Source organism: Ekhidna sp., from assembly GCF_965212185.1.
GTDB lineage: Bacteria > Bacteroidota > Bacteroidia > Cytophagales > Cyclobacteriaceae > Ekhidna.
This window is the reverse complement of record NZ_OZ243102.1, coordinates 3,214,106-3,233,453: the sequence shown is the minus strand read 5'-3', so window position 1 is coordinate 3,233,453 and position 19,348 is coordinate 3,214,106. Positions and strand designations below refer to the sequence as shown.

Below are 19,348 nucleotides of genomic sequence, written 5' to 3'. Positions count from 1 at the left end.
AGCTCTGTCGATAAGACAGAGCTTTGATTATTGACTTTGATTCTCAGTCTAAATAGAATCAATTATCTGATTCAGAGTTGAACTCGCTCTCATCGCTGCAGTTGCTTTCTTATCATCAGGTTTGTAATACCCGCCTATATTCACAGGCTCTCCCTGCGCTGCTATCAACTCTTCATTGATTTTGTTTTCATTAGCAGCGAGTTGTCTGTAGACCCCTTCAAATACACTTTTTAATGAAGCATCGTCCTCTTGATTAGCAAGCATTTCTGCCCAGTAGAGTGCTAGATAAAAATGGCTTCCACGATTGTCGATTTCATTCACTTTTCTTGAAGGAGACTTGTTTTCTTCCAGCAACTTGGAAGTAGCATTATCCAACGCCTCTCCTAATACCTTAGCCCCTTTGTTACCGTACTTTTCACCTAAATGATCCAATGAGACTGCTAAGGCTAAAAATTCTCCAAGTGAATCCCATCGCAAGTGTCCTTCTTCCACAAATTGCTGAACATGCTTAGGAGCAGAACCACCAGCACCAGTTTCGAATAATCCACCTCCATTCATTAAAGGCACTATAGATAGCATCTTAGCACTTGTTCCTACCTCAAGGATTGGGAAAAGATCAGTCAAATAATCTCTCAAAACATTTCCTGTCACGGAAATAGTATCTTGTCCCTTTCTTATTCTGTCTACAGAAAACTTAGTTGCTTCAACGGGTGACATGATATGGACTTCAAGGCCGGCAGTATCATGATCTTTTAAGTATTTCTCTACTTTTTTGATCAATTCTGCATCATGAGCTCTGTTTTTGTCCAACCAAAATACCGCTGGGGAACCAGTGGCCTTTGCTCTTTTAACAGCTAATTTGACCCAATCCTGAATCGGAGCATCTTTTACTTGACACATTCTGAAAATATCGCCAGTATGAACCTCCTGCTCAAGCAGCACATTACCATCAGCATCGATAACTTTTACTTTTCCTGGCTTATCGAATTGGAAGGTCTTGTCATGTGATCCGTACTCTTCTGCCTTTTGTGCCATTAGCCCTACGTTTGGCACACTACCCATTTTGGTCGGGTCGTATGCTCCATTTTTCTTGCAGTCCTCTATCACAGCCTGATATACGCCAGCGTACGAACGATCCGGGATTACTGCTTTCGTATCTTGGGTTTTGTTGTCCTTATTCCACATCTGACCAGATGTTCTGATCATTGCAGGCATTGAAGCATCGATAATTACATCACTAGGTACGTGCAGATTAGTAATTCCTTTGTCAGAATTTACCATCGCAAGTGCAGGTCGTGTTTCATAAACCTGATCAATGGCCTGTTCAATTTCCTTTCTTTTAGCATCATCCAATGATTGGATCTTGCTATAGACATCACCAATCCCATTTGTTGAAGACACCCCAAGATCTTTGAACAAGCTTCCATACTTTTCAAATACATCCTTGTAATAAACCTCAACTGCTGCACCAAAAATAATTGGGTCTGAAACCTTCATCATGGTGGCCTTCATGTGTAGAGAAAACAGAACATTTTTCTCTTTAGCATCATTAATTTCTTGCTCAATGAAAGACTTCAATTTGAACATATTCATAACAGATGCATCAATCACCTCACCGGATTGAATTGGGAAACTATCTTTAAGATCGACTGTTTCACCATCCTGGCTATGAAATTTTATTTTTACATGAGTTTCGTTGGAAACGGTTATTGATTTTTCGCTTCCGTAAAAATCACCTTCACTCATGCTTGCCACGTGTGATATTGAATCAGCACTCCATTCACCCATTGAGTGAGGAAATTTTCGGGCAAAATTCTTCACCGCTTTTGGAGCTCTTCTATCAGAGTTTCCTTCCCTCAACACGGGGTTTACTGCACTGCCTTTTATTTTGTCATATCTGGATTTAACATCTTTTTCGCTATCATCTTTGGGCTCATCGGGATAGTCTGGTAAAGCATATCCCTGAGACTGAAGTTCTTTGATGGCTGCCTTTAATTGTGGAATTGACGCACTAATATTTGGCAGTTTTATGATGTTGGCTTCAGGTGTTTTAGCAATTGCCCCTAACTCTGCCAGCGCATCCCCGATACGCTGATCTTCTGATAAAAATTCAGGAAATACTGCTATAATTCTACCAGCTAGTGAAATATCTCTAGTCTCTATTTCAACACCTGCTTTTCCGGCAAAAGCCTGTACGATAGGTAGTAAAGATTTGGTTGCTAAAGCCGGAGCTTCATCGGTATGCGTATAAATGATTTTAGACATCTTGGTTCAGTATCTGTTTTTTTTGATTATTAATTCTTCAAGCAATTAAATTAATTCTTCGGCGGTACGCCGTTAGTAACTCTCTTTTTCGTTGGGGAATTTTTGGGATTTAATGTCTGAAACATAGTTTTCGAACGCCTCTTTCATGATCGAATTAAGATCAGCATATTGGCGTAAGAACCTAGGTTTAAAATCTTGTGTAATGCCTAGCATGTCATGGACAACAAGTACCTGACCATCAGTATCCGGACCGGCACCTATTCCGATGGTTGGAATGGTGATAGATTCTGATACTTTCTTAGCAAGTTTGGAAGGAATTTTTTCTAAAACGATCGCAAAACATCCAAGTTCTTCTAGAAGCTTAGCATCTTCGATTAATTTCATTGCTTCTGCTTCTTCCTTAGCCCTAACAGTATAGGTACCAAACTTATATATTGATTGAGGGGTCAGACCCAGATGACCCATAACAGGTATTCCTGCCGATAGTACACGAGTAATACTTTCTTTGATCTCTATTCCGCCTTCCATCTTAACTGCATGACCACCAGCTTCCTTCATGATTCTAATACAAGATCTTAATGCCTCAGAAGAGCTGCCTTGATAGCTACCGAATGGTACATCAACCACTACGAGCGCACGATTGACAGCTTTAACAACAGAAGATGCGTGCCAGATCATGTGATCTAATGTAATTGGGAGAGTTGTCTCGTTTCCAGCCATTACATTGGAAGCACTGTCTCCAACCAATATCACATCCACACCTGCCTGGTCGATGATTTTTGCCATCGAATAGTCGTAGGCTGTTAACATGGATATTTTCTCACCTTTTGACTTCATTTCCTGAAGTTGATGAGTAGTTACGATTTTAATTTTTCCTTGAATGCTCATGGCGTGAAATGGTTGCGCAATTTACTAAATCGATAATGGACTTTAAAATGATGTATTTTGCAATGTGGCATTTTAATTGATGCAACAGTAAGAAAAGTTAATTTGTTTAAGCATGAAGTTAGCAGTACTAGTTATCACCTACTTAGCCATTACAATTACCAGTTGTGATGAGAATTTAAGTAATAATGAAATTTCAAAAATTGAATTTGGAACCAGTTTCGGCATATGTGCAGGGTATTGTACCCAAATTGTAACAATTTCTGAAGGAATAGCTACTAAAACCATAAAGCCGCAGCTAAGTCAAAATCTTGAAGAAAAGACGTGTAGTATTAAATATGCTGAATTTGAAAGTTTAGCAGGAGATGTAGATGTAGCTTCTTTTATGGAGCTGGAAGAAATCATTGGATGTCCGGACTGTGCGGACGGAGGGTCTGAATGGATAGAATTAACCACCCCTCAGGGCACTAAAAAAGTAACTTATGAATATGGAAAGGAACCAGCTGCAGTTAAATCCATCATTGAAGAATTGAGAAAGCAGTATGACCTGTTAGGTGAGTGCGAGTAGGCTTTAGTTTAACCTAACTATCTAAATTACGCTACTTTAGAATTTAATCTTTACTATCTAAACTCAATCAATGAAAGCTTCATTCATCTCTGATCTAAATCTACCTGTTGTCGCAGCACCCATGTTTCTCATCTCTGGACCTAAACTGGTAATTGAATGCTGTAAAAATGGAATTGTAGGAACATTCCCAGCACTAAATAACCGATCTACGGAAGGTTTTGAAGAGTGGGTGATCGAAATAAAGGATGAGTTGTCAAAATGGGAAAAAGAAACAGGAAATAAAGCTGCTCCTTTTGGGGTGAATTTAATTGTGCATAAAACCAATCCAAGGCTTGAAGCAGATCTTGAGGTGGTAGTAAAACATAAGGTACCATTGATAATTACCTCCTTAGGTGCAGTATCGCAGCTAGTAGACGCAGTGCATAGTTATGGAGGTCTCGTTTTTCATGACGTAATTATGAAACGACATGCGGAGAAAGCAGCTGAAGCAGGTGTTGATGGTTTGATTTTAGTATGCGCTGGGGCAGGAGGGCATGCAGGGACATTAAACCCTATGCCATTTATTGGAGAGGTAAGGAAATTTTTTGATAAAACCATTTTATTGTCAGGATCTATCTCCAATGGAAGAGATGTGGCTTCCGCTATGCAAATGGGCGCTGATTTAGCCTATATGGGTACTCGCTTCATAAATACCTTAGAAAGCGAAGCTCCTGAAGAATACCGTAAGATGATTATTGATGCTGGAGCCGGCGATATTGTTTACACGGCTGCAATTTCAGGTGTACATGCAAACTTTCTTCGACCTAGCTTAGAAGCTATGGGAATATCCGAAGACATGTGGAAGCAAAGTGCAAAAGTTGATTTTGGAGAAGAACTTTCTACCAATGATGAAGCAAAAGCATGGAAAACTATCTGGTCAGCAGGTCAGGGAGTCACCAAGATAGATGATTCTCCATCAGTGTCTGATTTGGTAGATAGACTAAAAATTGAGTTTAAAGAAGCTGTAACAGAACAATCAAAGCTGATTGACAAGTATTAATTCTTCCACTTTATGCTACAACCAATACTTGGCTTTTGATCCTCAATAATGGGCTCATCTTCAAGGTGAGCTTCCAGAGCATTAACCAAATCATCTCCCGTTACAGGTTCAGGATTACCCGGTGTACTGGCATCAAACCTACCTCGATAAATGCATTTCAAATCCTCATCAAACAAGAAAAAATCTGGCGTACATGCAGCCTGGTAAGCTTTAGCAACTTCTTGCGTCTCATCATACAAATAAGGAAAGTTGAATTCGAATTCTTCAGCCTGAGCTTTTAAGCCCTCTGGTCCATCCTCTGGATATTCTGCTGAATCATTAGCACTTATTGCTACAAAGCCAATCTTTTGATCTGAATATTGACGTGCCACTACCGCTATTTCTTCTTCTATATTTTTCACAAAAGGACAGTGTGCACATATAAACATGACTACCACGCCATATTCTTTTCTTACTTCCTCCAGTGTAAAATTCTTTCCTGAGACTACATCAGTTAAATTAAAATCGGGTGCCTGAGTGCCTAGAGGCATCATATTCGATTCTACTGCTGCCATACTACTTATTTGATTATTTTTAAATCTAAGCTATAATTTAATACATCACGATATATGAAAAAATTCCTTTCAAGTATTATCGCCATAGTTGCTATTCAATTTGCAATTGCACAGATAACTTCTTCACCTTCACGAACCACCGGTGATGGCCCTTTTGACATGACCATTATCCGAGGAGCCACAATTATAAACGGAAATGGGGCGCCACCCATTGGACCAGTTGATATTGTGATTGAAAAAAATATGATTACGAATGTACAGGTAGTGGGTTATCCTGGGGTGGAAATAAATCCAGACAGAAGACCAAAACTTGAGGGGAATGGAATGGAAATAGATGCTGAGGGCATGTATGTGATGCCAGGGTTTGTTGACATGCATGGACACATTGGAGGCACAAGCCAGGGAACACCAGCAGAATATGTATTCAAGCTGTGGCTAGCCCACGGTATTACTACTATCAGAGACCCATCGGCTGGCAATGGTTTGGATTGGGTGCTCAGTCATAAAGATCGCAGTTCGAGAAATGAAATTGTAGCTCCTCGAATTCTCGCGTATACCTCGTTTGGTCAGAATTTGGATGATGTAAAAATTGTCAGAAATCTTCCCGGTGAACGATCGGTAGCAAATGAAGTTTTGAAAGGACCAATTACAAATGCCGATGAAGCTATCTCATGGGTTAGGGCTAATTATAGAAGAGGTGCGGATGGAATTAAATTTTTTGGTGCTTCTCCGGAAGTAATGGAAGCAGCATTAAAAGAGAATAAGAGATTAGGGCTAAGGTCTGCATGTCATCATGCTCAGCTAAATGTGGGCTGGTGGAATGTGCTTAATTCCGCAGAGGCAGGACTCACTAGTATGGAACATTGGTATGGTTTACCTGAAGCATTATTTGATGATCGGATCGTGCAGGACTATCCACTAGACTACAATTACCAAAATGAACAAGATCGTTTTGGTGAGGCTGGGAGGCTATGGAAACAAGCTGCTGAACCATATTCTGAAAAATGGAATGCCGTGATGAATCGACTGATTGAACTTGACTTCACACTGGATCCAACATTCAATATATATGAGGCAAGTAGAGATTTGATGCGATCAAGAAATGCTGACTGGCATAAAGATTATACCCTTCCTTCGCTTTGGAAATTTTATCAACCAAGCAAAGTGTCACATGGATCGTATTGGCATTATTGGGGTACAGAAGAAGAGGTGGCCTGGAAAGAAAACTACAAGCTTTGGATGACTTTTGTTAATGAGTATAAGAACAGAGGCGGGCGGGTGACTACAGGATCAGACTCAGGTTTCATATTTCAGCTTTATGGATTTGCTTATATACGAGAGCTGGAGCTTTTAAGAGAGGCAGGGTTTCACCCATTAGAAATCATTCGATCCGCTACATTACTTGGAGCTCAAGCCCTGGGAATGGAAAAAGAGATTGGTACCATAGAAAAGGGGAAAATGGCAGATTTAGTGATTGTAGAAGAAAATCCTTTGGCCAACCTTAAGGTACTGTATGGTACGGGAGCTATTAAGCTAACGGAGGATAATGAAATTACAAGAGTAGGCGGAGTAAAATACACCATCAAAGATGGTGTGGTTTATGATGCCAAAGAATTATTAAAAGATGTTCGGGAAATGGTGAAAGAAGCAAAGAATGGAGAGGAATTAAAACAGCCTGGATATCCAAACTGGGATGAATAATATGAAGAATAAACAATATTTTTTAGTCGCTTTCATTTTTCTATTCAGCTGCCAAATGGGTGGTAACAGAGCGGATGCTGAGCAAGAACGAATACCATCAGCCGAACCAAAAGACCCCACAAAGATTTATAATCTGATGGGAGAAGAGTTGCCTCCTAAGCAATTGACAGAAGAGGCTAGGGCTAAGCATGAGAAAAATCTCAGCATTGCAAGATCCAATTATGAAGCTAATCCTGACAGTTTGGATTTGGTGATTTGGTATGGCCGTAGATTAGCGTATTTAGGTAGGTATCTGGAAGCTATTGATGTATTCTCGGCTGGACTTGAGAAATTTCCTACTTCTCATAAGCTACGAAGACACAGAGGGCATAGGTTCATTACCACTCGCCAATTGGAAAAGGCGATCAGTGATTTTGAAATGGCTGCATTTTATAGCGTAAATGAAGAAAATGCCATTGAGCCAGATGGTCTTCCTAATAGACTAAACAAACCGCTTGGAAACGATAAGTTTAATATATGGTATCACTATGGGCTGGCTCACTATCTAAGCGGAAGGTATGATAAGGCAATTTCGGCCTATCGCAAGTGCATGGAGTTTAGTGACAATAATGACTTGCTTACCGCTACCTCCTATTGGCTCTTTATGACCTACAAAAAAATAGGTAATAGCGCTCTTGCTGATGAATTACTAAATGCGATAAGTAATGAAATGGATATCGTTGAGAATACTGCCTACTTAGACTTATTGCTCCTTTTTAAAGGAGAAAAAGATGTAGATAAGCTAATGAATAATGCATTTCCGGAAGAAGGTAATATCGATCCCACTCTTGGATACGGAATTGGCAACTGGTATCAGCAGCAAGGTGATACTGAAAGATCTAATGAAATCTTTCTGAGAATCTTGGATAGTTCTTATTGGGATGCATTTGGATATATAGCCGCAGAAGCTGAACTAGTTACTGCGTTTCCTGTCCCAATCTCCTAACCTCACTTCTTAGCTGAATAGCAATATTTGGGTAATCGGTAATGATTCCGTCTACTCCTGCATTAAGCATTTTCACCATGTCGTCACGTGTATTGACAGGATAAGCGTGAACTTCATAGCCCTTGGCATGCATTTGAAAAACTCTTCGGGGAGATAGCGTTTCCCATTGTGGATTTATCGCCTTCATCCGATTGCTTTCCTTTGCTCTTCCCATGTGTATTCTTGTTTCCAGGTAGAAAGCAATCAAAGGGGCAGAATCTTCGCCCACAATGAGTGCCTTAGTTTGAATGAACGGATCCAGTTCATGGACTTCATCCAAATATTTGGGCTCATATGATTGCAGAATGATCCAATCCTCCCCATTTTTTTCACTCATCACCACCTCCACTAATTTCTCAGCAAAATCATGATAATGTGGGTGATCCATGTGTTTGATCTCAATGAGAACAGTCACCTGTCCATCGATAAAATCCAATACTTCTTTCAAAGTCGGGATTCGTTCATCTGCATAATGTGAGTCATACCATGAGCCCACATCAAATTGCTTGATCTCTTCCAAAGTATAATCATGCACATCACCAGTTATGGCATTTCCTAGCGTATCTCGTGCTATTCGATCAAGTCGCTGATCGTGAAAAACAATAATTTCTTCATCCTTGGTGTGTCTTACATCCAGCTCTATTTGATCGACACCAAGATCCAATGCTTTCTGAAATGCAGCCATGGTATTTTCCGGAGCGAGACCAGATGCTCCTTTATGCGCAATTATTTGAAATTCTTTTCCTTCTAGGCGGTCTATAGATGTACTGGCAAATACGTTTCTATAAAACCATGGTTCGAAAAGAGAAAAAGCCCCAAATATTACAAAAAATGGTGCAGAGTAAAGGAGAAATTTCTTAGTCATCAGGTGTGATTATTTAACTGGAAAAGTTAGTAAAAAACTACCAATTCTTAAGATTTTACAACTTCTACCAATTTTATTCCTAATTCAGTTAGCTGTTCAAGTGAAATTTTACTTGGAGAATCGATCATCACATCTCTTCCAGCGTTGTTTTTAGGAAATGCAATAAAGTCTCTTATACTTTGCTCTCCGGACATAATCGCACATAATCTATCAAAACCAAACGCAACACCACCATGAGGAGGAGCACCATATTCAAATGCCCCCATTAGGAAACCAAATTGCTCTTCAGCTTCTTCTTTTGAAAATCCTAAAACTTCAAACATGCGCGCTTGCATTTTCCGATCATGGATTCGAATAGAGCCACCGCCCGCTTCTACGCCATTTATGACCATATCATATGCATTGGCACGTACAGCACCGGGATCTGAATCAAGTTTTGACACATCTTCCGGTTTAGGTGCTGTAAATGGATGGTGCATAGCATGATAACGCTCAGTTTCCTCATCCCATTCAAGCAGCGGAAAATCCAAAACCCAAGCAGCAGCTACTTTATTTTTATCTCTCAATCCAAGTTTTTCGCCCATTTCTAGTCGAAGCTCATTAAGTGCTTTTCGCGTTTGAATGGTTTCTCCAGCTAAGATCAGTAGAAGATCGCCAGGTTTTGCTCCAAATTTATCAGCCCAGCCCTTTAATGCCTCCTGATCAAAGAACTTATCAACAGAAGATTTGAAAGTGCCATCTTCATTATATTTCACATAAACCAAACCTTTTGCTCCAATTTGGGGCTTCTTAACAAAATCAGTTAAGGCGTCCAGTTGTTTTCTGCTGTAGTCAGCGCATCCTTCTGCATTAATCCCCACAATTAATTCAGCACTATCAAAAACAACAAATCCTTTGCCATGCGCAAGGTCATTTAATTCACAAAACTCCATACCAAATCGGAGATCTGGCTTATCAGATCCATATTTTGACATTGCTTCATCATATGAGATCCTTTGAAAATCATCTAACTCTATACCCTTTATCTCTTTGTAGAGATATTTGGTCATCCCTTCAAATGTTTTAAGAATATCTTCCTGCTCAACAAATGCCATTTCACAGTCAATTTGTGTAAACTCTGGTTGACGGTCAGCTCTTAAATCCTCATCTCTAAAGCACTTTACAATCTGGAAGTATCGATCCATTCCTGCTACCATTAACAGCTGCTTAAATGTTTGCGGGGATTGTGGAAGCGCATAAAATTCATTTTCATTCATGCGGGACGGGACCACAAAGTCTCTTGCACCTTCTGGAGTAGATTTAATAAGATATGGGGTTTCGACTTCTACAAATTCCTCCCCGTTTAAGTATTCTCTAACTTTTTGCATCATGGTATGACGCAATTGCAATTTCTCCTTGATCGGATTTCTTCGAATATCCAGGTATCGGTATTTCATTCGTAAATCTTCTCCACCATCGGTTTCATCCTCTATAGTAAATGGAGGAACTTTGGATTCATTTAGAATGGACAAAGAGTTTACTCTAATTTCGATATCTCCGGTAGGCATTTTATCATTCTTAGAATATCGTTCCACCACTTCTCCAGTTGCTTTTACTACATACTCACGCCCAACATTTTTTGCTTGCTCTATAATTCCTTTATCAGTAACCCCCTCTTCAAAAATCAATTGAGTGATTCCGAATCTATCTCTAAGGTCAATCCACACGACACCTCCTTTGTCTCGTTGTTTTTGTACCCAGCCAGTCAATGTAACTGTACTCCCTACATGTTCGGATCGTAATTCACCACAAGTGTGTGTGCGTAGCATAAATATTCAGTTTATATCAAAATGAAGCGCAAAGGTAGGATTCTCAACTGAAAATATCGATCAACTTTATAGCTTTGGAGCATGAAGAAAATTATCCTCCTAAGTCTATCAATAATTCCTCTGCTGGTTTGTGGTCAAAAGATGATCAAACAGCAAATTAACGAGGATATTTCTTATATGGTGCCAGAGTCATTTAGTCTGATGACAAAAAATGATAGAATTCAGAAGTTCGTTTCTTCGAGAGAACCATTGGCAATGCATGCCTCAGAAGATGGCGAAATAAATCTAGGAGTAAACTGGAACCCCATGCAATGGGTTGATGGTGAAGAAAATGTGATACGGGATTTTTACAAAGCAAGCCTTCAAAGTATGTTTGATGAGGTGGAATTTATTCAAGAAGATCTCAAAGAGGTGAACGGCAAAAAATTCGTTGTTTTTGAATTTATTGGCTCACTGAAAAGTGAAAATGCATTTTCAACTAAATCCTCAAGGAACTATATATACATTCAATATACTTCATATAATGAGCAGGTGCTTCTATTCAATTTTGGGTGTAATGCACGACTGATGAGTGAGTGGCAACCTAAGGCTAATGCTATTATGAACAGTGTAATAGTTAATGAAAAATAGATGAGCCTAAGTATCTACAGTGACGAACATTTCATGAAGCAGGCTTTGAATGAAGCTCAATATGCTTTTGACGAAGGTGAAATCCCAATTGGTGCTGTGGTAGTATGTGAAAATAAGATCATTGCTAAAGATCATAATCGAGTAGAACGATTAAACGATGCTACCGCTCATGCTGAAATGTTGGCAATAACAGCTGCTCAGAACCATTTAGGATCTAAATACCTCAATGAATGTGCTTTGTTTGTGACACTGGAGCCCTGCAGTATGTGTGCTGGTGGGCTTTTCTGGACTCAAATTGGCCGAATAGTTATAGGTGCTCTTGACAAGGAAAGAGGATTCTCCAACTATAGTAAAGACATCATTCATCCAAAGACTGATTTGAAGCTGGGAGTAATGGCAAATGAAAGTGAACTTTTAATTAAAGATTTTTTTAAGAAGCTCAGAGGCAACTAAACATGCCTCAGTCTTGTTATCTTCACAAATCATTTTTTTGAACCTAAAATAAATCACATAATTATGGCTTTTGAATTACCAAACCTACCTTATGCACATGATGCACTAGAACCACATATAGATGCAAAAACTATGGAAATACACCATGGTAAGCACCATGCCGGGTATGTATCAAAGTTAAATGCTGCTGTTGAAGGCACTGATCTTGAAGGTAAGTCACTGGATGATTTGGTTAAAAATCATTCTGACAATGGTGCTGTAAGAAACAATGGTGGTGGACACTGGAATCACAGTCTTTTTTGGGAAGTAATGAGCCCAAACGGTGGCGGTGAGCCATCAGGAGCACTTGCTGATGCAATAAATTCTGCTTTTGGATCTTTTGATAAATTCAAAGAAGCATTCAGCAATGCTGCAGCTACCAGATTTGGTAGTGGATGGGCTTGGCTCTGCAAAAAAGGAGATACGCTGGAGGTATGTTCTTCTGCCAATCAGGACAACCCATTGATGCCGGGAGTTGGCTGTGGAGGTACACCAATTCTTGGACTCGACGTTTGGGAGCATGCATATTACCTGAATTATCAAAACAGAAGACCGGATTACATCAGCGCATTCTTCAATGTGGTGAATTGGGATGCGGTAAGCAAAAAGTTTGAAGGATAATCACATTTAAAAAAGTCGTCTATATTTGCGACCAGAAATGAGAATACAACAACTACATCATCATGCACATCATATCCACTTCACCGAAGAGGTAAGAAGATGATGCTGTAGTTATTAAGATAAATACAAAGGCCCGTCGGATTACCGTCGGGCCTTTTTTGTTGGTCACTACGTGACAGGAATTTAATGAGAACGAGAATCAGATAAACTACAATTGAACCAATAAAAAATATCATTCCACCAAACAATTCCCCCCTTGGAGGGGGTTAGGGGAGGTAAAACCAAACTAAAATGAATCAAGTACTGAAAATAGCTGTGCAAAAGAGCGGAAGACTCAACGAGAAAAGCATGGGCTTGCTCAAAGAGTGTGGAATCAAAATTAACAATGGAGGTAAGCTCATGTCTACAGCTTCCAATTTTCCATTGGAGGTATTCTACCTAAGAGATGATGATATCCCTCAGTATGTTGCAGAAGGTGTAGCAGATATTGGCATTGTAGGTGAAAACGAATACCTGGAAAAAGACCAATCTGTAGAAATCATCAATCGTCCCGGATTTTCAAAATGTCGTTTGTCGCTGGCCGTTCGAAGAGAAGAAGAATATAACAGTCTTGAGTGGTTTGAAGGGAAAAAGATTGCTACGAGTTATCCGGTAATTCTCCGAAAATTCTTAGAGAAAAATGGGATCAAAGCCACAATAGAAGAAATCAGTGGAAGTGTAGAGATCGCCCCTGGCATTGGTTTGGCAGAGGGAATCTTCGATATCGTTAGCACAGGAAGTACGCTTTTAGCCAATGGCCTGAAAGAAGTTGAAGTAGTGCTGCGAAGTGAGGCGTTGTTAATAGCTAATCCTAATCTTAACGCGGAGCACAAAGCGCTTCTTGATAAGTTGCTTTTCCGCATCGAGGCAGCAAAATCGGCTAAGCAGAACAAGTACATTTTATTAAATGCACCAAACAATAAACTTGATGAGATCATCTCACTTCTTCCAGGCATGAGGAGTCCTACCGTTCTTCCATTGGCGGATGAAGGGTGGAGTAGCGTCCACAGTGTCATCAAGGAAGATGATTTTTGGGAGGTCATTGATCAGTTGAAAGAAAAAGGGGCTGAAGGAATTCTTGTTTGCCCAATTGAAAAAATGATCGTTTGAAAATCCAATTTCCCCCTTTGGAGGGGGACTAAGGGGGAGGAAAAAATGAAAACAATAAAATATCCAGACATTACTCAATGGCCGTTTCTCTGCGAGCGTCCAACTTTTGATCTTTCTGAACTGGAAGGTACAGTGAAAGGTATTATGTCAGATGTACGGGAGCGAGGCGATGCTGCTCTTCTTGAAATGGGGAAAAAATTTGATGGTGTTGAGTTAGATACGCTTGAGATTAACCTAAATGATCAATCATTTGATATTGATTCGGAGCTCGCCGACGCAATCAAGACTGCAAAGAAGAACATAGAAACGTTCCACCTTTCGCAGAAAGAAGATGTGCTCAAAGTAGATACCATGGAAGGGGTCAGCTGCTGGCGTAAAAGTGTAGCCATTCAAAATGTTGGCTTATATATCCCAGGAGGATCTGCTCCATTATTTTCGACCTTACTGATGCTGGCCATTCCTGCTAAAATTGCAGGATGCAAAAATATTGTGGTGTGTACACCACCATCAGATTTCGACGAAAATAAGAAATCATCAAAACCAATTGAAAATCTGAATCCCGTCATCGGCTGGACGTGTCAGCTATTAGAAATAGAAAAAATCTATTTGACTGGAGGTGCACAAGCTGTTGCTGCGATGACATTTGGCACTTCATCCATACCACAAGTAGATAAGATTTTTGGTCCTGGTAATCAGTATGTGACTGCTGCCAAACAGCTTGCTCAAAATTATGGAGTGGCTATAGATATGCCTGCTGGACCAAGTGAAGTTTTGGTGATAGCTGACGACACAGCATATCCTGAATTTGTCGCTGCAGACCTACTTTCGCAAGCTGAACATGGGCCGGATAGCCAGGTGGTTTTGGTGAGCAATTCAGAAGACCTGATTTCCAAAGTAGAGACTGAGTTAATAAAACAGGTCGATGAACTGCCAAGAAAAGATATTGCTTTAAAGGCACTTGATAACAGCAAATCGATTCTTATAAAGGACTTAAATGAAGCAGTGGCCTTCAGCAATTTTTATGCGCCTGAACATTTAATTATTGCTGCAAAAAATGCCGGGGATTTGGGTGAGCAGATCACGATTGCCGGAAGTGTATTTCTTGGCAACTGGAGCTGTGAGAGTGCTGGGGATTATGCCAGTGGTACTAATCACACCCTACCTACCAATGGATATGCCCGAAATTACAGCGGCGTATCGCTGGATAGTTTTGTGAAGAAAATTACGTTCCAGAAGCTCTCTGAGAAAGGCATTCAAAACTTAGGACCTGCGATTGAAAAGATGGCAGAAGCGGAGCAACTACAAGCACATAAAAATGCAGTGAGTTTGAGGTTGAATAAGCTTGGTAATGAAAACCTCCCCCTGACCCCCTCGGAGAGGGGGAATGATACGCCCTCAACTCCCCCTTTGGAGGGGGATGGGGGGAGGAAAGATGAAAAATTCCATCACTACAATAACAACCTAAAAACGAAAGCCAGGAAACTTAGGAATGAAGCAACCAAAGCTGAGGCAATCCTTTGGAAACACGTGCTCAGAGCTAGTGGCATAGGGTACCCGTTTAGAAGGCAAAGACCCATAGATAATTACATTGTTGATTTTGTTTCTCTACCCCTAAAACTCATTATTGAGATAGATGGGATCACACACTCCTACGAAGATGTAGCAGAGAATGATGATATAAGACAGAGAAAACTGGAGGGTTTAGGCTACAAAGTCATCAGGATACCAGATGATGCTATTCTGTCTAATGTAGATCGTGTTAGGAATTATTTGAAAGAAATTATAGAAAACCTTCCCCCAACCAGTACATCATCCAACTCCCCCTTTAGAGGGGGGCGAAATGAGGATAAATAAAATGAATAACATGTTCGACATAAATAAAATCACACGAGAAAACGTCAAGAAACTCAAACCCTATTCCAGTGCAAGAGATGAATTTGATGGTGTTGCTGAGGTTTCCTTAGATGCCAATGAAAATCCATTTGGGTTTGGTCTAAATCGTTACCCTGATGGAACAATGAGTGGCTTGAAAGCTGCCATCGCTAAGTATCGGAATGTGGAGATCCCTCGATTAATCTTCGGCAATGGAAGCGACGAATTAATTGACTTGCTCATTCGTGCTTTTTGTGAGCCGGGTCAGGACAAAGTCATGATCTTCCCTCCAACATTTGGCATGTATAAAGTGGCTGCTGATGTAAACGATGTAGAGGTAATCAAAGAACCGCTGACAGATGATTTTCAAATAGATTTTGAAAGCCTGCGACCTAAGTTATTAGATGAAAATCTGAAGATCGTTTTCATCTGCTCACCAAATAACCCGACGGGTAATTGCATCAATAAGGATACGATTTTGTCTATTACTGCTGCTTTTTCAGGATTAGTCGTTGTTGATGAGGCATACATCGATTTCGGAGGAGAAAGCCTTGTGCAACAAGACACCTCCAACTTATTCATAATGCAGACCTTCTCAAAAGCCATTGGGCTTGCCGGGGCAAGATTGGGTATGGGGTTAGGATCAAAAGAAGTAATCAATGTGCTTAACAAAATCAAGCCGCCTTACAATGTCAATACATTGACGCAAGAAAAAGCGATTGATGTGCTGAGCAGACCTGATTTGATCCAGAAGCAGGTTTCTATCTTAATTGAAGAGCGAGAAAAAATGGAGCAAACATTGAAGGACATTCCTTCTGTGAAAAAGATCTACCCTTCGGATGCCAACTTTCTATTAGTTGCTTTTGAAGATGCTCAAAAAACCTATGCAGACCTGATGGCCAAAGGCATTGTAGTTCGTGATCGATCCGGTCAGGTACCAGATACTTTGCGAATCACGATTGGAACGCCATCTGAAAATCAACGACTCATTGCTGCTCTTAAAGAAGAGAAGTACGAAGAAAAGGGCAGAATTGGAAGGTGTGTTCGGACCACCTCAGAAACGAAAATCAAGATTGAAGTCAACCTGGATGATCCTTCTAATACAAGCATATCTACCGGTGTGGCATTTTTTGATCACATGCTGGATCAGATTGCCCGACATGGAGCGATTGGGCTTTATGTGGAAGTAGAAGGAGATATTGAAATAGACACGCACCACACCATCGAAGACACAGCTCTGGCATTGGGAACTGCATTTAATGATGCGCTTAAAGATCGGAAAGGAATTGAACGGTATGGATTCCTACTACCAATGGACGATTGCCTGGCGCAGGTTGCGATAGATTTCGGCGGTCGGCCATGGCTTGAGTGGGATGCTTCATTTGATGCGACACATGTGGGAGAAATGCCGACCGAGATGGCTTCTCATTTCTTCAAATCGTTTTCCGATACTGCAAGATGTAATCTGAATATAAAAGCTGAAGGTGAGAATGATCATCACAAAATCGAGTCGATATTCAAGGCATTTGCACGTGCAATTAAAATGGCTGTGAGGAAGGATGATAGTGGAGTGATGCCGAGTACGAAGGGGGTGTTATGAAAGCTTCCTCCCCCTTAATCCCCCTCCAAAGGGGGAAAATAAAATTTGAAAAATGATTGCAATCGTAAAATACAATGCAGGCAATATCCGATCGGTGAAAAATGCGCTCGATCGTATTGGTGTGGAGTCTGTGATTTCAGATGATCCTGAGATATTGAATAGTGCTGAGAAAGTGATCTTCCCTGGTGTTGGTGAAGCAGGAACCGCCATGAATTACCTGAGAGAAAGAGGGTTGGATGAGGTCATTGTTTTCTTGAAGCAGCCTTTTCTAGGTATTTGCTTAGGCATGCAATTGATGTGCGCGCATTCTGAGGAAAAGGACACGAAGTGTTTGGGTATTTTCAAGGAGAAGGTATGCAAGTTTCCACCAAAAGGGATCGTGCCACATATGGGTTGGAATGACTTCACCAAGGCCGAAGGTCCATTGTTTGAGGGGATAGGTATAATGGGCAACATGTATTTTGTACACAGCTATTATGCGGAAGTAGGAGAAGATACGGTTGGAGAGACCGACTATCTGGTGCCATTTACGTCAGCACTTCAAAAGGATAATTTTTACGGTGTGCAATTCCACCCGGAGAAGTCAGCGGATGTGGGGCAAAAACTGTTGGAGAATTTTTTGAAAATATGAAATGTAGATACGTCATCGCGAGCTTGCGAAGCGATCTCAAGATCAAGATTGCTTCATCAGCTTACAGCTGATTCGCAATGACGGTAAAAAATAAAATTATGCGAATAATTCCAGCCATAGACATCATCGAAGGAAAGTGCGTGCGCCTATCCAAAGGTGATTACGAAACAAAGAAAATTTACAATGAAGACCCACTTGAGATTGCTCAACAATTTGAAGATGCAGGTTTGCAGTACCTTCATCTAGTAGATCTCGATGGAGCTAAAGCCAATCACATTGTCAACTGGAAAGTGTTGGAGAAACTGGCATCAAAAACTCATTTAAAAATAGATTTTGGAGGAGGAATTAAGTCGGATGAAGATCTACGGATTGCATTCGAGAGTGGTGCACAGCAAATCACCGGAGGAAGTATCGCAGTGAAGGAGCCCGTAAAATTTACTTCATGGATCACTGCTTATGGAGCTGACAAAATCATCCTCGGTGCAGATGCTATGGATGGAAAAATAGCAGTTTCCGGCTGGCAGGAGGAATCTGATCTTGAAATAGAAAGCTTCATCAAAGACTATGTGGCCAAAGGAATCGAATATGTGATTTCTACTGATATCTCTAAGGATGGCATGCTGGAAGGACCATCGTTTGAGCTTTATAATTCCATTCTTGATAAGCTGCCAGATTTGAAGTTGATTGCCAGTGGTGGCGTGTCAAACATGGATGATTTGGTGAAATTGAAGGAGCAAGGTTTGGAGGGAGCGATTGTTGGGAAGGCGATTTACGAGAATAGAATTAGTTTGAAGGAATTGGGGGAATTAACTCACCCCTGAATTTCTCCGAAATTCCTCCCCTCTCTTTCAAGAGAGGGGTTGGGGGAGAGTAAATGAGGAAAATATGTTAAAAAAACGAATCATACCATGCCTGGACATCAAAGACGGACAAACCGTAAAGGGTGTCAACTTTGTAGATATTCGAAGCGCTGGTGATCCGATTGAGCTAGCCAAGCGCTATGTAAAAGAAGGTGCTGACGAGTTAGTGTTTCTAGACATAACTGCAACAGTTGAAGGAAGAAAGACCTTTGCAGCGCTCGTTGAGGAAATCGCACACGAAATCAACATTCCCTTTACTGTGGGTGGTGGTATCTCATCTGTGGAGGATGCTGCTGTTTTAGTTAAGGCGGGTGCAGACAAAGTCAGTGTTAATTCTGCTGCGGTTAAAAGACCGGAGCTGGTTTATGAAATCGCTCATGAGTTTGGAAGTCAGTTTCTAGTGGTGGCGATAGACGCAGGCCTGGTAGATGGTGAATGGAAAGTGTTTGTAAAAGGAGGAAGAGAAGCTACCGATATTGATGTATTCGAGTGGGCAAAGGAAGCAGAGGCGCTTGGTGCTGGTGAAATATTACTTACCTCCATGCAGCATGATGGAACAAAAGCTGGTTTTGCAATAGAGCTAACGAATAAGCTTGCAAGCGATTTGAGTATTCCAGTTATTGCATCAGGTGGTGCGGGCACTAGCGAGCACTTTGCTGAAGTGTTTGAGAAAACGAAAGCCACAGGTGCTTTGGCAGCCAGCGTGTTTCACTTTGGTGAGATCCCTATTCCTGAGTTAAAGAAAGAATTGAGTAAACAGAATATAGAAGTTAGAATATAGAAA

General features: G+C 40.7%; 18 protein-coding genes. 13 read left to right on the top strand and 5 right to left on the bottom strand.

Annotation, left to right across the window (positions count from 1 at the left end; genetic code table 11):
- Nucleotides 1-48 precede the first annotated feature (48 nt).
- Both ACOMC3_RS14135 and panB read right to left on the bottom strand, forming a co-directional pair.
- The gene (locus tag ACOMC3_RS14135; RefSeq protein WP_420316533.1) at nt 49-2,265 is read right to left on the bottom strand and encodes an NADP-dependent isocitrate dehydrogenase; all 2,217 of its coding nucleotides are present in this window, start codon (nt 2,263-2,265) and stop codon (nt 49-51) included.
- Between the two features lie 72 nt (nt 2,266-2,337).
- Entirely contained in the window at nt 2,338-3,153 is an 816-nt protein-coding gene (gene panB, locus ACOMC3_RS14130; RefSeq protein ID WP_420316532.1) for a 3-methyl-2-oxobutanoate hydroxymethyltransferase, read from the bottom strand.
- Between the two features lie 112 nt (nt 3,154-3,265).
- Here panB and ACOMC3_RS14125 point away from each other — a divergent pair, with 112 nt between their 5' ends.
- Nucleotides 3,266-3,718 (top strand): hypothetical protein, encoded by a 453-nt coding sequence (locus ACOMC3_RS14125; RefSeq protein ID WP_420316531.1) that lies wholly within the window; start codon nt 3,266-3,268, stop codon nt 3,716-3,718.
- A 70-nt stretch (nt 3,719-3,788) separates the two neighbouring features.
- Nucleotides 3,789-4,757, top strand: coding sequence for an NAD(P)H-dependent flavin oxidoreductase (locus ACOMC3_RS14120; RefSeq protein ID WP_420316530.1), 969 nt, complete (start codon nt 3,789-3,791; stop codon nt 4,755-4,757).
- Here ACOMC3_RS14120 and ACOMC3_RS14115 read toward each other — a convergent pair.
- Complete coding sequence (locus ACOMC3_RS14115) at nt 4,754-5,311, bottom strand: thioredoxin family protein (RefSeq protein WP_420316529.1); 558 nt, start codon at nt 5,309-5,311, stop codon at nt 4,754-4,756. The genes ACOMC3_RS14120 and ACOMC3_RS14115 overlap by 4 nt on opposite strands.
- A gap of 54 nt (nt 5,312-5,365) precedes the next feature.
- Between ACOMC3_RS14115 and ACOMC3_RS14110 the strand changes: the two genes are divergently transcribed.
- Together ACOMC3_RS14110 and ACOMC3_RS14105 are read left to right on the top strand one after the other, a co-directional pair.
- Entirely contained in the window at nt 5,366-7,012 is a 1,647-nt protein-coding gene (locus tag ACOMC3_RS14110; RefSeq protein ID WP_420316528.1) for an amidohydrolase family protein, read from the top strand.
- Nucleotide 7,013: 1 nt separating this feature from the next.
- Nucleotides 7,014-7,997: a tetratricopeptide repeat protein gene (locus ACOMC3_RS14105; protein WP_420316527.1), complete on the top strand. Its 984-nt coding sequence runs from the start codon at nt 7,014-7,016 to the stop codon at nt 7,995-7,997.
- Here ACOMC3_RS14105 and ACOMC3_RS14100 read toward each other — a convergent pair.
- Together ACOMC3_RS14100 and aspS are read right to left on the bottom strand one after the other, a co-directional pair.
- Nucleotides 7,969-8,901 (bottom strand): glycerophosphodiester phosphodiesterase, encoded by a 933-nt coding sequence (locus tag ACOMC3_RS14100; RefSeq protein ID WP_420316526.1) that lies wholly within the window; start codon nt 8,899-8,901, stop codon nt 7,969-7,971. The genes ACOMC3_RS14105 and ACOMC3_RS14100 overlap by 29 nt on opposite strands.
- A 47-nt stretch (nt 8,902-8,948) precedes the next feature.
- Nucleotides 8,949-10,709 (bottom strand): aspartate--tRNA ligase, encoded by a 1,761-nt coding sequence (gene aspS / locus ACOMC3_RS14095; RefSeq protein WP_420316525.1) that lies wholly within the window; start codon nt 10,707-10,709, stop codon nt 8,949-8,951.
- A gap of 81 nt (nt 10,710-10,790) precedes the next feature.
- On the opposite strand from aspS, the gene ACOMC3_RS14090 reads away from it, so the two are divergent.
- The 9 genes from ACOMC3_RS14090 (at nt 10,791) to hisF (ending at nt 19,345) form a co-directional block, all read left to right on the top strand.
- Entirely contained in the window at nt 10,791-11,339 is a 549-nt protein-coding gene (locus ACOMC3_RS14090) for a hypothetical protein (RefSeq protein WP_420316524.1), read from the top strand.
- Nucleotides 11,340-11,792: a nucleoside deaminase gene (locus ACOMC3_RS14085; RefSeq protein WP_420316523.1), complete on the top strand. Its 453-nt coding sequence runs from the start codon at nt 11,340-11,342 to the stop codon at nt 11,790-11,792.
- Between the two features lie 63 nt (nt 11,793-11,855).
- Nucleotides 11,856-12,452 carry a superoxide dismutase gene (locus ACOMC3_RS14080; protein ID WP_420316522.1) on the top strand — a complete coding sequence of 199 codons (597 nt, stop codon included), beginning with the start codon at nt 11,856-11,858 and terminating at the stop codon, nt 12,450-12,452.
- Between the two features lie 291 nt (nt 12,453-12,743).
- Complete coding sequence (hisG, locus tag ACOMC3_RS14075; protein WP_420316521.1) at nt 12,744-13,601, top strand: ATP phosphoribosyltransferase; 858 nt, start codon at nt 12,744-12,746, stop codon at nt 13,599-13,601.
- Nucleotides 13,602-13,646: 45 nt separating this feature from the next.
- Entirely contained in the window at nt 13,647-15,455 is a 1,809-nt protein-coding gene (hisD, locus tag ACOMC3_RS14070) for a histidinol dehydrogenase (RefSeq protein WP_420316520.1), read from the top strand.
- Between the two features lie 10 nt (nt 15,456-15,465).
- Nucleotides 15,466-17,073 (top strand): histidinol-phosphate transaminase, encoded by a 1,608-nt coding sequence (gene hisC, locus ACOMC3_RS14065; RefSeq protein WP_420316519.1) that lies wholly within the window; start codon nt 15,466-15,468, stop codon nt 17,071-17,073.
- 52 nt (nt 17,074-17,125) lie between these two features.
- Nucleotides 17,126-17,704, top strand: coding sequence for an imidazole glycerol phosphate synthase subunit HisH (hisH, locus tag ACOMC3_RS14060; RefSeq protein ID WP_420316518.1), 579 nt, complete (start codon nt 17,126-17,128; stop codon nt 17,702-17,704).
- 98 nt (nt 17,705-17,802) lie between these two features.
- The gene (gene hisA / locus ACOMC3_RS14055) at nt 17,803-18,525 is read left to right on the top strand and encodes a 1-(5-phosphoribosyl)-5-[(5-phosphoribosylamino)methylideneamino]imidazole-4-carboxamide isomerase (protein WP_420316517.1); all 723 of its coding nucleotides are present in this window, start codon (nt 17,803-17,805) and stop codon (nt 18,523-18,525) included.
- A 64-nt stretch (nt 18,526-18,589) separates the two neighbouring features.
- Nucleotides 18,590-19,345, top strand: coding sequence for an imidazole glycerol phosphate synthase subunit HisF (gene hisF, locus ACOMC3_RS14050; protein ID WP_420316516.1), 756 nt, complete (start codon nt 18,590-18,592; stop codon nt 19,343-19,345).
- Nucleotides 19,346-19,348: the final 3 nt, after the last annotated feature.

What these genes read in the sequence shown, in the direction of transcription:
- hisG (WP_420316521.1), top strand. Translation starts at nt 12,744, where the DNA reads ATGAATCAAGTACTGAAAATAGCTGTGCAAAAGAGCGGAAGACTCAAC.
- ACOMC3_RS14100 (WP_420316526.1), bottom strand. Translation starts at nt 8,901, where the DNA reads ATGACTAAGAAATTTCTCCTTTACTCTGCACCATTTTTTGTAATATTT.
- ACOMC3_RS14080 (WP_420316522.1), top strand. Translation starts at nt 11,856, where the DNA reads ATGGCTTTTGAATTACCAAACCTACCTTATGCACATGATGCACTAGAA.
- hisA (WP_420316517.1), top strand. Translation starts at nt 17,803, where the DNA reads ATGCGAATAATTCCAGCCATAGACATCATCGAAGGAAAGTGCGTGCGC.
- ACOMC3_RS14085 (WP_420316523.1), top strand. Translation starts at nt 11,340, where the DNA reads ATGAGCCTAAGTATCTACAGTGACGAACATTTCATGAAGCAGGCTTTG.
- hisF (WP_420316516.1), top strand. Translation starts at nt 18,590, where the DNA reads ATGTTAAAAAAACGAATCATACCATGCCTGGACATCAAAGACGGACAA.
- ACOMC3_RS14125 (WP_420316531.1), top strand. Translation starts at nt 3,266, where the DNA reads ATGAAGTTAGCAGTACTAGTTATCACCTACTTAGCCATTACAATTACC.
- hisH (WP_420316518.1), top strand. Translation starts at nt 17,126, where the DNA reads ATGATTGCAATCGTAAAATACAATGCAGGCAATATCCGATCGGTGAAA.
- hisD (WP_420316520.1), top strand. Translation starts at nt 13,647, where the DNA reads ATGAAAACAATAAAATATCCAGACATTACTCAATGGCCGTTTCTCTGC.
- hisC (WP_420316519.1), top strand. Translation starts at nt 15,466, where the DNA reads ATGTTCGACATAAATAAAATCACACGAGAAAACGTCAAGAAACTCAAA.
- ACOMC3_RS14105 (WP_420316527.1), top strand. Translation starts at nt 7,014, where the DNA reads ATGAAGAATAAACAATATTTTTTAGTCGCTTTCATTTTTCTATTCAGC.
- ACOMC3_RS14090 (WP_420316524.1), top strand. Translation starts at nt 10,791, where the DNA reads ATGAAGAAAATTATCCTCCTAAGTCTATCAATAATTCCTCTGCTGGTT.
- ACOMC3_RS14120 (WP_420316530.1), top strand. Translation starts at nt 3,789, where the DNA reads ATGAAAGCTTCATTCATCTCTGATCTAAATCTACCTGTTGTCGCAGCA.
- ACOMC3_RS14110 (WP_420316528.1), top strand. Translation starts at nt 5,366, where the DNA reads ATGAAAAAATTCCTTTCAAGTATTATCGCCATAGTTGCTATTCAATTT.
- ACOMC3_RS14115 (WP_420316529.1), bottom strand. Translation starts at nt 5,311, where the DNA reads ATGGCAGCAGTAGAATCGAATATGATGCCTCTAGGCACTCAGGCACCC.
- panB (WP_420316532.1), bottom strand. Translation starts at nt 3,153, where the DNA reads ATGAGCATTCAAGGAAAAATTAAAATCGTAACTACTCATCAACTTCAG.
- ACOMC3_RS14135 (WP_420316533.1), bottom strand. Translation starts at nt 2,265, where the DNA reads ATGTCTAAAATCATTTATACGCATACCGATGAAGCTCCGGCTTTAGCA.
- aspS (WP_420316525.1), bottom strand. Translation starts at nt 10,709, where the DNA reads ATGCTACGCACACACACTTGTGGTGAATTACGATCCGAACATGTAGGG.